General features: G+C 34.6%; 14 protein-coding genes. 5 read left to right on the top strand and 9 right to left on the bottom strand.

The genetic code is table 11. The annotated features are described in order from the left end of the window. Nucleotides 1-19 precede the first annotated feature (19 nt). On the bottom strand, nucleotides 20-886 hold the full coding sequence (locus LPC21_RS01610) for a DMT family transporter (protein WP_229317739.1): 867 nt from the start codon (nucleotides 884-886) through the stop codon (nucleotides 20-22). A 96-nt stretch (nucleotides 887-982) separates the two neighbouring features. On the opposite strand from LPC21_RS01610, the gene LPC21_RS01605 reads away from it, so the two are divergent. Further along, nucleotides 983-1360 carry a heavy-metal-associated domain-containing protein gene (locus LPC21_RS01605; protein ID WP_229317737.1) on the top strand — a complete coding sequence of 126 codons (378 nt, stop codon included), beginning with the start codon at nucleotides 983-985 and terminating at the stop codon, nucleotides 1358-1360. Between the two features lie 51 nt (nucleotides 1361-1411). Here LPC21_RS01605 and gldD read toward each other — a convergent pair whose 3' ends face one another. The 3 genes from gldD to mutY are packed head-to-tail and all read right to left on the bottom strand — an operon-like array spanning nucleotide 1412 to nucleotide 3474. Then, entirely contained in the window at nucleotides 1412-1975 is a 564-nt protein-coding gene (gene gldD / locus LPC21_RS01600; protein ID WP_229317735.1) for a gliding motility lipoprotein GldD, read from the bottom strand. Between the two features lie 23 nt (nucleotides 1976-1998). Next, nucleotides 1999-2412 (bottom strand): single-stranded DNA-binding protein, encoded by a 414-nt coding sequence (locus tag LPC21_RS01595; RefSeq protein WP_229317733.1) that lies wholly within the window; start codon nucleotides 2410-2412, stop codon nucleotides 1999-2001. 30 nt (nucleotides 2413-2442) lie between these two features. Beyond that, a complete protein-coding gene (gene mutY / locus LPC21_RS01590; RefSeq protein ID WP_229317731.1) occupies nucleotides 2443-3474 on the bottom strand; it encodes an A/G-specific adenine glycosylase in 1032 nt (343 codons plus the stop codon). Between the two features lie 135 nt (nucleotides 3475-3609). Here mutY and LPC21_RS01585 point away from each other — a divergent pair, with 135 nt between their 5' ends. Both LPC21_RS01585 and LPC21_RS01580 read left to right on the top strand, forming a co-directional pair. Continuing rightward, nucleotides 3610-3900 (top strand): HU family DNA-binding protein, encoded by a 291-nt coding sequence (locus LPC21_RS01585; RefSeq protein ID WP_039112429.1) that lies wholly within the window; start codon nucleotides 3610-3612, stop codon nucleotides 3898-3900. Between the two features lie 380 nt (nucleotides 3901-4280). Beyond that, the gene (locus LPC21_RS01580) at nucleotides 4281-5825 is read left to right on the top strand and encodes an Rne/Rng family ribonuclease (RefSeq protein ID WP_229317729.1); all 1545 of its coding nucleotides are present in this window, start codon (nucleotides 4281-4283) and stop codon (nucleotides 5823-5825) included. A gap of 64 nt (nucleotides 5826-5889) precedes the next feature. Here LPC21_RS01580 and LPC21_RS01575 read toward each other — a convergent pair whose 3' ends face one another. After that, on the bottom strand, nucleotides 5890-6333 hold the full coding sequence (locus LPC21_RS01575) for a nucleoside deaminase (RefSeq protein WP_229317728.1): 444 nt from the start codon (nucleotides 6331-6333) through the stop codon (nucleotides 5890-5892). Between the two features lie 37 nt (nucleotides 6334-6370). On the opposite strand from LPC21_RS01575, the gene LPC21_RS01570 reads away from it, so the two are divergent. After that, the gene (locus tag LPC21_RS01570; RefSeq protein ID WP_229317726.1) at nucleotides 6371-8149 is read left to right on the top strand and encodes a 1-deoxy-D-xylulose-5-phosphate synthase; all 1779 of its coding nucleotides are present in this window, start codon (nucleotides 6371-6373) and stop codon (nucleotides 8147-8149) included. 18 nt (nucleotides 8150-8167) lie between these two features. Continuing rightward, nucleotides 8168-9109, top strand: a complete 942-nt coding sequence (locus LPC21_RS01565) for a DUF3078 domain-containing protein (protein WP_229317719.1) — start codon at nucleotides 8168-8170, stop codon at nucleotides 9107-9109. Here LPC21_RS01565 and LPC21_RS01560 read toward each other — a convergent pair. The 4 genes from LPC21_RS01560 to LPC21_RS01545 form a co-directional block, all read right to left on the bottom strand. Further along, a complete protein-coding gene (locus LPC21_RS01560; RefSeq protein WP_229317717.1) occupies nucleotides 9106-10086 on the bottom strand; it encodes a LuxE/PaaK family acyltransferase in 981 nt (326 codons plus the stop codon). The genes LPC21_RS01565 and LPC21_RS01560 overlap by 4 nt on opposite strands. Nucleotides 10087-10170: 84 nt before the next feature. Further along, complete coding sequence (locus LPC21_RS01555) at nucleotides 10171-11160, bottom strand: glycosyltransferase family protein (RefSeq protein ID WP_229317715.1); 990 nt, start codon at nucleotides 11158-11160, stop codon at nucleotides 10171-10173. A 5-nt stretch (nucleotides 11161-11165) separates the two neighbouring features. Next, complete coding sequence (locus LPC21_RS01550) at nucleotides 11166-11984, bottom strand: UDP-2,3-diacylglucosamine diphosphatase (RefSeq protein WP_229317714.1); 819 nt, start codon at nucleotides 11982-11984, stop codon at nucleotides 11166-11168. Between the two features lie 116 nt (nucleotides 11985-12100). Continuing rightward, a complete protein-coding gene (locus LPC21_RS01545) occupies nucleotides 12101-12433 on the bottom strand; it encodes a T9SS type A sorting domain-containing protein (RefSeq protein WP_229317711.1) in 333 nt (110 codons plus the stop codon). Nucleotides 12434-12603 lie beyond the last annotated feature (170 nt).

Here is a 12603-nt window from a genome sequence, read left to right as displayed (position 1 = left end):
CTTTGTAGACCGCCTTTTTTTATTTCTTTGCCGAAAGGTAGACACCTATTAAGATAACAAATGCTCCAACAAATTGAATTGGTGTGAGCATTTCGTTGTCTAATAATCCCCAAAAGAATGCCACAATAGGAATTAAGTAAGTTACTGAAGTAGCAAAAACAGGAGATGATAATTGAATTAATTTAAAGAAGATAATATTGGCAATTCCCGTACCCACTATCCCTAATATTGCAATGTATCCCATGGCATTTTGCACTTCTGAAATAGCCACTATCTCGAAAAATCCTGAGCAGTACAATAACACTAAAGCAGGAATTAATAATGTCAAAAAATTACCTGTAGTTATACTTAGAGGAGCTACAGATGGTAAATGTTTTTTGATCAAATTAACGTTAGTTGCATAACAAATGGATGCAATAATAACCAAAAGAGCATAGTAATAATTCTGTTCTGGATGATTGGAGGCGCCATTAAAAACCAACAAAATACTTCCTAATAAACCAATACATATTCCAATAAATTGATTTCGTTTAAAGGGTATTCCAAAAGCTAGCATTCCTAATACTAAAGTATTTAATGGGGTGAGTGAATTCAGAATAGCCGTTGTCGAACTATCAATTTCAGTTTCTGCTAATGCAAAAAGATAAGCGGGTATAAAAGTTCCGAAAACAGCGGTTAAGGCAACATATTTCCATTGTGACTTAGTTAAGACTGATACACTTTTGTATCCAATAAGTACCAAAAAAAGCGCTGAAAAAATAATACGTAAAGAACCAAGTTGTATTGGAGTTAGTCCAATTAATCCTTTTTTTATAAGAATAAAGGAGCTTCCCCAAATTAAAGAAAGAATGGTTAGAAGTACCCATTTGAGTTGTTTGGATTCCATAGAATAATAGTTTGTCCAAAATTCTACTTATTTTGTGAAACTGGCCGCTTTTTTTTAATTAATTTTGTCATCATCAAAGTAATAAAATTGAGACATATGAAAATCACAAAAACAATAGTCACTTTAGCATTGGCTGGTCTTTTATCGGTATCCTGCAAAAAAGCAGCTGACACAACGGAAGCAACAGCTGAAAAAGCAACTGAAACACCTAAAAAAGAAGTTGTAATTGCTGCACAAAATGTACAAACGGCTAGTTTTGAAATTGAAGGAATGACTTGCGCCATTGGTTGTGCCAAAACCATCGAAGAAGAACTAGGTGCTCTAGAAGGTGTTCAAAAAGCAACAGTAGATTTTGATTCGAAAAAAGCTACGGTTGTATTTGATAAAACAGTTCAAAATCAAGACAATTTGACTAAAGTAGTTGAAGCGACTGCAGACGGTAAGACCTACAAAGTAGTTTTGCCTAAATCATAAACTGCATTGACATAGCAAATAAAAAAGCATCCTTTTCGGATGCTTTTTTATTTATTTCCATTTCAAAGTTTCCATAAGTCGCTGCATATCGTTTTTAATATAACTAGCTGCAGGCATAATGGAATCGAAGTTGGGTTTAGCATAAAAATAAACCGAACCAGTAACAAAATGTTTCGTGCTATCAGTAGCATAAAATTGGGAATTGGTTGCCGCGTTCCCATCCACTTGATAGAACATTCCATACACTTTTTGCTGCGGATTTAGATAAGGTTGTTCCACAATATCATCCGCTTTGATTACATGTTCGTAAGTCAATTTTTGAGCATCACGCAATAATTTTTTGATATTACCATTCACAAGTTTGTAACTCAAATAAATGGTTGCTTTCATTTTAGGATAGTGAATTGTATAACCACACTCTTTTTCTCCTTTAATTATAGCATCGGCATTCATTTCAAAAGTAAATGGGCTTTCACTTTCAAATGGTTCATAATTAGCTTCTTTATAGTCCAATCGTAAATGGCTCGAGGGTTTTGGTAATACCTCTTTTTTACAACTCAACACAGTTAAGGCTAGCATAATAAGTGTTGCAAAAAGGATAGTTTGTTTGGGCATAGTGTATTCTTAAAAAACATCGATTAGAAAGGCAAATCGTTAATAGGTAAATTAGTTGTTTGGGGTTCTGATGGAGTTGTCTTATTGTTTTCCGAATCTTTCTTAGTGTTCAAAAACGTAAATTCAACCACCTGAATTTCAGAGGTATGTTTGGTTGTGCCATCTTCAGCTTGCCACTGACGCGATTTGATACGGCCTTCTACATAAATTTTATCTCCTTTTGAAAGGTATTTTTCACATAATTCAGCAGCCTTATTTCGTACTACTAAATTGTGCCATTCGGTAGAAGTGATTTTCTCGTTGGTTGTTTTATTAATGTACACTTCATGAGTAGCCAATTGAAATCGGCCAATACAATTGCCTCCTTCAAAATAATGTAATTTGACTTCGTCTCCCAGATAGCCGATAAGAATCACTTTATTTACTGTTCCATTCATAGTGTAGTATTTGATTCAAAGATAGGATTTTTATTTTGCTTCGATAAAATTATGAAGCACGATAGGGAATGGATAGGTTTTCAAATCGGTTGAGTTAATTCCGTTTGGCAGGATACCGCCCACTTTTACATTCCAGAATTTAATATGCAAATGTTGGTGTGACAATTTATGGAGGATACTTTTGGAGTTTTCTTCTCCTATAGAAACAATATCAAAGTCTTGAAAATTGGTTTTGATTTGCTTTGAAAGAGCACCAAAATTTTCTTCTTTTTCGGTTTCAATTAAAGGGAATTCATAAAGGTTGTGCCAAATACCTTTGTCCGTTCTTTTTTGAATAATGGTGTTGTCTAGATCATCAGTAAAGATGAGGTAATTGAAAAATCGGTTTCTAATTTTTAGTTTTTTCAATTTTACAGGAAGCAGGTCAACTTTCTTTTTTTGCAAAGCGGCACAGCTTTGGTTAAAAATACAATCAGAACAATTGGGGTTTTTTGGAACACATTGTAAAGCGCCAAATTCCATGATGGCCTGATTGAATACTGCCGGATTTTCTTTTGGAATTAATTCCATCGCCAAATTGCTGAATTCCTTTTTGGCGGAAGCCGAACCAATATCTGTTTCAATATCAAAATAGCGCGAAAGCACTCTAAAAACATTGCCGTCTACCACTGGAACTACTTCGTTATAAGCAAATGAGGCAATGGCTGCAGCAGTATATTCGCCAATTCCTTTCAACTGAAGTAAGTCTTTGTAGTTACTCGGAAAAACGCCGCCAAGTTCGTTAGCAATATATTGTGCGGTTTGATGCAAGTTTCTGGCACGAGAATAATAGCCCAGCCCTTGCCATAATTTCAATACTTGTTCCTCATTGGCATGAGCCAAATCAAAAACGGTAGGAAAGGCGTTTGTAAAGGAAAAAAAATAAGGCATTCCTTGCGCTACTCGCGTTTGTTGGAGCATAATTTCTGAGAGCCAAATCGGGTATGGATTTGTAGTATTTCGCCAAGGTAAATCGCGTTTATTTTGTAAATACCAATCTATCAATAACTTAGAAAAATCCATTGTTAAATATTTGTTTGCAAAAGTAAAAGTTTATGTGATTAAAATTTAATGAATTAGCTTGAATAATTGTTTTTTTAATTCATATATTTGCAAACTCAAAAAAATAGTACAACATTTTATAAATTAGGAAAGAAAATGACGAAAGCAGATATCGTAGCGAAAATTTCAGAGAAATTAGGTCTAGAAAAAGGAGATGTTCAGGCAACTGTAGAAACTTTTATGAATGAAGTTAAAACTTCATTAGAGACTGGAGATAACGTATATTTAAGAGGTTTTGGAAGTTTTATCGTAAAAACAAGAGCTGAAAAAACAGGTAGAAACATTTCAAAAAACACAACCATAAAAATTCCTGCTCACAATATTCCTGCTTTTAAACCGGCAAAAGTTTTTGTAGAAGGCGTAAAAATCAATAACGAAGCAAAATAAAAGAATAATTAATCATAAAATCTACAAGATATGCCAAGTGGTAAAAAAAGAAAGAGACATAAGGTAGCGACGCACAAACGTAAAAAAAGAGCGAGAGCTAACCGTCACAAGAAGAAAAAGTAGTTTTAAACTACTTTTTTCTTTTTAAACGTTCATTGAAATCGAAGATTAGTAATCAAGCACCAGTTTTTAGTATTCAGTTTACTGACTACATAGCACTGTCCGCTGCCAGCTAGTTTTCACCGGGTTCAATACCTGTTAAAAATATTGTTTAATCCATCCTTACTATAAGTTGTAGTTAATGGTTGCTAGTTTTTGGTGTTTTCCAATAACAAATAATCAGCGACAAACAACCCATTGTTCGGATAAAAATGTACAGCGTGAATAAAGAATTAATCATTCGATCCAGTTCAGAAGCCGTAGATTTTGCCTTATTAAAAGATGGAAAACTAATTGAATTACACAAGGAAGAAGAAAAAAGCAACTTTCAAGTTGGTGATATTTTTATTGCCAAAATCAGAAAACCTGTTGCTGGATTAAATGCTGCTTTTGTGAATGTTGGCTTCGAAAAAGATGCCTTTTTACATTATCATGACTTAGGTCCTAATTTAGCTTCCCAACTGAAATTCATAAAACTTGTAAGCGCAGGTAAATTAAAAGATTTCTCCCTAAAATCATTTCAGTTTGACAATGAAATTGATAAAGATGGTACCATTACAGATGTTTTGAGTGCCAATCAATCAATTTTAGTGCAAGTCGTAAAAGAACCAATATCAACCAAAGGACCAAGAATTAGCGCTGAGCTTTCTCTTGCTGGACGTTTTATTGTGTTAGTTCCTTTTTCTGATCGTGTTTCTATTTCTCAAAAAATAGAAGACAAAAAAGAAAAGGACCGTTTGAAAAGACTCGTACAATCAGTTAAACCAAAAGGATTTGGTGTTATTGTACGTACAGTAGCCGAAGGCAAAAATACAGCCGAATTAGAAAAAGATTTGCAGAACCTGCTTAGCAGATGGACTGCAATGTGTAAGAAATTACCAACTGCTCATCATCCGTCAAAAGTATTAGGAGAGCTCAATAGAGCGTCTTCAATATTACGAGACGTATTTAACGATACCTTCAGTGGTATTCAAATTGATGATGAAGAGTTGTACCAACAAACCAAGGATTATGTGCAAGAAATTGCCCCATCCAAAGAATCAATTGTGAAGTTTTATCAATCCAATGATACTCCCATTTTTGAGAAATACAATATAGAGAGACAAATCAAGACTTCGTTTGGAAAAACGGTTTCTATGAGTAAAGGGGCTTACCTTATTATCGAACATACCGAAGCATTACACGTTATTGACGTGAATAGTGGAAACCGTTCGAATAAAGCTTCTAATCAAGAAGATACCGCCATGGAAGTCAATATGATTGCTGCCGCCGAAATAGCAAGACAATTGCGTCTTCGCGATATGGGCGGAATCATCGTAGTTGATTTTATTGATATGGCGAATCCTGAAAATCGCAAAGTATTATTCGACTTCTTACGAGAAGAAATGAGTGATGATAAAGCCAAACACAAGATCTTACCGCCAAGTAAATTTGGATTAGTTCAAATTACACGACAACGCGTAAGACCAGAAATGAATATTAAAACTAGAGAAGAAGATCCGAATAATGAAAGTGGCGAAATTGAAGCGCCAATTCTTATTATTGACAAGATTACTTTAGATCTAGAAAGATTAGTAAAAAGCCATCCATCTGTTGTACTTAATGTACATCCTTTTGTGGCTGCATACCTTACCAAAGGTTTTCCATCAATACGTTCAAAGTGGTTCTTTGAACATAAAAAATGGGTGAAAATCATACCACGTGACGCTTACACGTATTTAGAATACCATTTCTTTGATAAAAAAGGGAATGTTATTTCAGAATAAAACAAAAACCGCCTTTCGAAAGATTGGCGGTTTTTTTATACTTTATTGTGAGATAAATTGGAAGTTATTTTCTTCGCTCTGCAAAAAAACGTTTCATCAGAGTTGCGGCTTCTTCTGCTAATACCCCAGAAACTACTTCAGTTTTAGGATGTAATTGAGTTCCCATTGCGGTACAACCCCGTTGCTCGTCGCTAGCTCCGTAGACAATTTTGGAAATTTGACTCCAGTACAAAGCACCCGCACACATTTGACAAGGCTCCAGTGTGACATACAAAGTGCAGTCTTTCAAATATTTTCCGCCTAAAAAATTGGCTGCGGCTGTAATGGCTTGCATTTCGGCATGAGCCGTAACATCATGCAACAACTCGGTTAGATTATGACTGCGTGCAATGATGGTATTATTAATTACAATTACTGCTCCTACCGGAATTTCGCCTTTATCAAAAGCCATTTCAGCTTCTTGTAAGGCTTTTTTCATAAAATAGGTATCGTTGAAAGGGTTTTCCATTTGGCAAAAATAAGAATTCAATTTGTACATTTGCACCATGTCAAACAATTTACTTTCAAGCATTAACAGTCCTACTGATTTACGTCAACTCGATGTGCATCAGTTGCCGCAATTGGCTCAAGAGTTGCGCGACTTCATTATTGATGTGGTTTCGGTAAAAGAAGGGCATTTAGGCGCTAGCTTGGGAGTAGTAGAATTAACGATTGCTTTGCATTATGTTTTTAACACACCCAAGGATTGTTTGATTTGGGATGTGGGGCATCAAGCCTACGGTCACAAAATAGTGACCGGTCGTAGAGATATTTTTCATACCAACAGACAGCTTCATGGTATTTCTGGTTTTCCAAAACGAAGCGAAAGCGAGTACGATGCTTTTGGTGTAGGCCATTCGTCTACTTCTATTTCTGCCGCTTTGGGAATGGCCATTGCTGCCAATTTGAAAGGTGAGACAGAAAGACAACATATTGCAGTCATTGGCGATGCATCAATAGCTTCGGGAATGGCATTTGAAGGTTTAAATCACGCGGGAGTTACCGATGCCAATTTATTGGTTATTCTAAATGATAATGCGATTGGGATTGATCCCAGTGTGGGAGCCTTGAAAAACTATTTGACAGCAGTCAAAGAGGGAAAAAATCCAAGACAAAACAACATGATTAAGTCCTTGAATTTTGATTATTCAGGACCTATTGACGGGCATGATATTCAAGCGGTAATCCAAGAATTAGAACGACTTAAAAAAGTAAAAGGGCCAAAGTTCCTGCACATCATTACCACCAAAGGAAAAGGACTACAACAAGCAGAAGAAAATCAGGTGCAATACCATGCGCCAGGAAAATTTGACGCCAATACAGGAAATATTATCCCAAAATCAGATGAAAATCTAGCGCCAAAATACCAAGACGTTTTTGGCGAAACTATTTTGGATTTGGCTCAAAAGAATGACAACATCATTGGAATTACGCCAGCTATGCCAACGGGAAGTTCGCTTAAATTGATGATGGATGCTTTTCCAAAACGCGCTTTTGATGTTGGGATTGCCGAACAACATGCGGTTACATTAGCCGCTGGAATGGCTACACAAGGCATGGTCGTTTTTTGTAATATCTATTCTACTTTTTTACAAAGAGCATATGATCAAGTAATTCATGATGTGGCTTTGCAAAATTTGCCTGTAATTTTTTGTTTGGATCGTGCCGGTTTGGTAGGTGAAGACGGCGCTACGCATCATGGCGTTTTTGATTTGGCTTATTTGCGATGTATTCCGAATTTAATAGTTTATTCGCCAAGAAATGAAACAGACTTACAAAATATTTTATACTCGGCTCAACTAGGATTAGATCACCCTATAGCAATTCGTTATCCAAGAGGTCGCGGGCAAAATAGTCGTTGGAAATCACCCTATCAAAAAATAGCTATTGGTAAAGGCCAATGTATACAAGAAGGAACTCAATTTGCTGTTTTATCCAATGGAACCATTGGAAATAATGTAACGCAAGCTTTGGAAAATTTAAATCTTCCAAATGGTATTGCACATTTTGATTTTCCTTTTGTAAAACCATTAGACGAAACGCTTTTACATACTATTTTTTCAAAATTTGAAACGGTTATCACTATTGAAGATGGAGTAGTTAGTGGTGGTTTTGGGAGTGCAATTTTAGAATTTGCGGCTGCAAATAATTACCCTTCTAAAATACAGATACTGGGTGTGCCGGATGAATTTATAGAACAAGGAACTATTTTAGAATTGCAACAATTTTGTAAAATTGACGTTAGTAGTTTGCAAAGTTTTTTTCAAGAACTGCTCAACAATTAAGGATATAAACAAAGTATAATGAGGTTAGGATTTTCTTTTTTTCTTTTTCTTTTTTCGGCTTCTATCTTTGCTCAACAAGTAATTGATGCCAAAATACCTGATACGACCACGCATTGGACCAAAAAAAACAAAGTAGGATTTGATATTTCAGAAATTGCATTTGTGAACTGGAGTGCCGGAGGGAATAGTGCTATTTCGGGTTTGTTGAAAGGAGATTTTTCCAGAATTTATGCCAAAGGAAATCAAAAATGGGTCAATGATTTATCCATTCGCTATGGTCTAAATAAGCAAGATGGGTTTGAGATGAGAAAGACTGACGACGCCATCCAAATTAACTCAACTTTTGGGTATAGAAAGGATACTATTACCAATTGGTACCATTCGGCTAAATTTAATTTCAACACGCAATTTACTAATGGATATGCCTATCCAAATACGGACAAAGCGATCTCTAGATTGTTTGCACCAGCCTATTTTTTTCTTGGTGTTGGTGCTGAAAATGCCAGTAAATCAAAACATAGAGTGTTTTATATTTCTCCGTTTACGTTTAAAAACACTTTGGTATTAGATCAGCGATTGGCTAATCAAGGTGCTTTTGGGGTTACTAAAGCGCTCTACGATTCGAATGGGAATATCCTTATCAATGGAAAAAATTCAAAAACAGAATTAGGGTTTTTATTTACCAGTTACTACAAAAAAGAAATTGTAAAGAATGTTATATTAGTCAATAAATTGGTCTTGTACTCCGATTACATTAACAACTTTGGTAACATCGATATTGATTATGACTTTATGCTAGACCTAGTTGTCAATCAATATGTAAGAGCTACTATTGGTGCGCGAATTATTTACGACGATGATATAAAGGCTAAAGAAGAAGTGAATGGTAACCAAGTTACTCTAGGTCCAAAACTTCAATTAAAACAAATGTTGGGTATTGGTCTGGTATATACTTTTTAAACTACCATTAAATTACATCCTCTAATATCGGAATGGTCAAATCGACCTAACACTTCAAAACTCCCGTTACTGTATTTTTTACCCAAGTCTTGAGTAGCAATAAACGAACACGAATTGATATTGGCCAAGTCAATTACATTGATTCCGCCTGTTTTTCCATCTCTAATGTAAGATAATGCATCTTCTGTGTCCCGAATACTAATTTGCATCCATGATGGACATTCAAAAATTCCGTCACCTAAAGAGTAGGCTTGCGATAGTAATTCTGTCATTCCATACTCCGAATGGATGGACTTGACTCCAAAGCCATTACAAAGTTCTTGGTGTAATTCTTCGCGAATCATTTCCTTGCGTTTTCCTTTCATACCACCTGTTTCCATAATAATAGTGTTTTCTAACTGGAAAGAATGTTTTTCTATTAAATCCAATAAAGCATAGGTAACGCCGATCAAAATTACATTTTGACCTGATTGGTCTAACTGAATTAATTTTTCAATTAATTCATCATAATTGTGAAGATAAAATCCACTATCAGCTTGATTGGATAGTTGAATTAAATCATCCACCATATGAATTAATGACGACCCTTCTCGCTCTAAATAGGAGGGAAGCAAAGCCACTACTACATAATCTTCAATGTTGCCATAAAATTGCGAAAATGCTTTACGGTAGCTTTCTTCATAAATACTGACATCAGTAACTAAATGTTTGCTCGTAACCATTCCGGTTGTACCGCTGCTTGTGAAAGTAGTTTGGATAGGATTAGAATTTGACACTACTTCGTGACTTTTAAAAAACTGAATAGGCAAAAAAGGAATTAGTTGGATGGTTTTTACTTTTTGCACGTCGGTTTTTAAGAAATCGCAAAATTCGCGATACACCCCATTGTTTTCGTATTGGTAACGAAAAACTTTCAAAGCCATTTTGTCAAATTGCTTTTGATTACTAATAGTGAATATATCGTGAGATGAAATCAAGAAGAATTATTTTTTCACAAAAGTAATCCAAATAAATGGGAAAAGAAACGGGCATAAAAAAAGCTCCCTTTAAGGAGCTCAATTTTAGTCTTTATAAGTATCAAATAAATACTGTAAAGTAGTATTGATATCATTGGCTTGAATCAAAGGCATGGGAGTATCTGTTGAAAGCCAGTTTTGGATGATGGTATCAAAATCATCACCGACTTCATAAACCACAGGTACGCCCATTTTCTTCAATGCCGCAGCATTACATTCTTGTTCGTAGTGGTTTTGAATCGGGATGCTTAGTATTTTTTTTCTAAGGAACAAAGCTTCTGCTGGAGTTTCAAATCCACCGCCAGTAATTATTCCATGACAATTGATTAGACTTTCGTTAAAATCAGCTTGATTTACCGGATAATAGGTGATGTTCCCTAATTTTTGTTTTGTTTTTATGTCGCCCAAAAACCAATGAAATTCTTGATTGGGTAAGCTACGAAACGCTTTTTCTAAACAGGATACGTCAAACGAAGGCAAATAGACCGAAATATGACCTAAATCTTTAGGATTAGCTTGCTGAATCTCCTCTTTAATAATAGGAGGCACAATAAACGAATCGTATTTTTCAAAATGCAATCCAATATTTTTGGGTGCTGAGGCATAATGTTTTAAAATTGTTTCTCCCATTATGCTTTTCTTGTCAGGTCTTGGTGTATGCTTTGATACAAAACTAGCTTGGTGACCCAATTGTACAGAATGCACCTTTTGCAATTTACATGCTAAAGAAGTAATGGAATCAAAGTCATTGATAATTACATCGTAATCTTTTAGTGGTAATGCTTTTGCTTCTTTAAGCATTTGTAAAGGGCGAATATTTTTGGCAATTTTCCAATAATCCAATCCGCCACATTTACTATAAAATAAACTGCAGCCTTGGCTTTTAAATTTTACGGGTAAGTCAATCGCTAGACTAGCATTACTGCCACTCATGAAGAAGTCGACTTCACCAAATTTCTGTAAATACGGATACAATTGCATCGCGCGACTGATATGTCCATTTCCGGTAGCTTGAATAGCGTAAAATATTTTCATTTGGCTTAAGCTAAAATTTTACTTACAATGTCGTTGATTATGGCATCGTCAATAGACTCTGTTTGATTGGTATAATCTATTTTTTGATAATAATAGAGTCTCCATTTCTTTTTGTTGTATTCTAATGCAGTTAAATTTTCTACCCAATCGCCACTGTTTAAATACATAACTTTTCCATTTTCATTGGATACTTCTTTCATTTGTGGTTTGTGAATATGACCGCAAATCACATAGTCGTATTTTTTTTCTATAGCAATTTCAGCTGCAGTGGTTTCAAAATTGGAGATGAAAGCCACGGCTTTTTTTACACTATCCTTAATTTTTTTAGAAAAACTTCTCTTTTCTTTTCCAACTAATACAAGTAGCCAATTCAAAAAGGTATTTATAAGTATCAATAAATCATAGCCTTTGCCTCCTAATTTTGCAATTATTTTGGCATATCCTTTTGTAGATGAATCAAACACATCTCCATGAAAAATCCAAATTTTCTTTTCGTCGAGTTCTAAGATAAGTTTGTCCACCAATTCAATATTACCTAGATTGGTGTCAGAGTATTTACGGAGAGCTTCGTCATGGTTACCAGTAATGTAAACTACTTTGGTTCCTTGATTGGACATTTTTAAAATTTGTCGCAATACATTCATATGTGAAGCTGGGAAATAGCTTTTAGTGAAATTCCAAATATCGATAATGTCTCCGTTAAGGACCAACATTTCGGGTTGAATTGATTTTAGATAAGACACTAATTCATTTGCATGACAGCCGTAAGTGCCTAAATGTATATCGCTTAAAACTACTAAAGGGAGTTTTCTTTTCTTTTTCATAAAATGTTTTTACGAAAATAAAAAGAGTGTGTTATTGGGTTGTTTACCAAATATTACGAAATCATTACAATTGTAATCTAATTGTTTTCAGAAGGTTAAAAACTGATAACGTTTAATTAACGTATGATTAATTTTCGTGTGGCAGTACTTTCTTCTTCTCTTATTTTGATGATGTACACACCAGGTGAAAGAGACGAGATGTTTAATTCTTTTGTATTTAATTGGGATTGAAATACTTTTTTACCTAAAACATCAAAAATTTGAATTTCTTTTTCTGCATCATTTTTAGTAGCAATATAAACTCTCCCATTTGTTACAGGATTTGGATACAAGCTCAAACCTTCAATGGCTGACTCTTGTATTTTGGATTGCTGTTTTACTTCTTGAGCTGTAACATTCAAAGTAAATAAAAGCAAAAACAATAAAGGAATGAAATACAACTTCTTCATATGCTTATAGTAACTGCATAAAAATACAATTTTTTATTAAGTAAGTATACTAAAAAGAGAGAAAAATCGTTTGGGCGAAAAATAATCTTATTTTATTAAATTTAATTTAACATTGTAAATTATTATAAATCAAGTATTTATATAATTTTTAATGAAAAACCAAGTATATT

The organism is Flavobacterium ammoniigenes (assembly GCF_020886055.1).
GTDB classification, from domain to species: Bacteria; Bacteroidota; Bacteroidia; order Flavobacteriales; family Flavobacteriaceae; genus Flavobacterium; species Flavobacterium ammoniigenes.
This window is presented reverse-complemented; position numbering and strand designations above follow the sequence as displayed.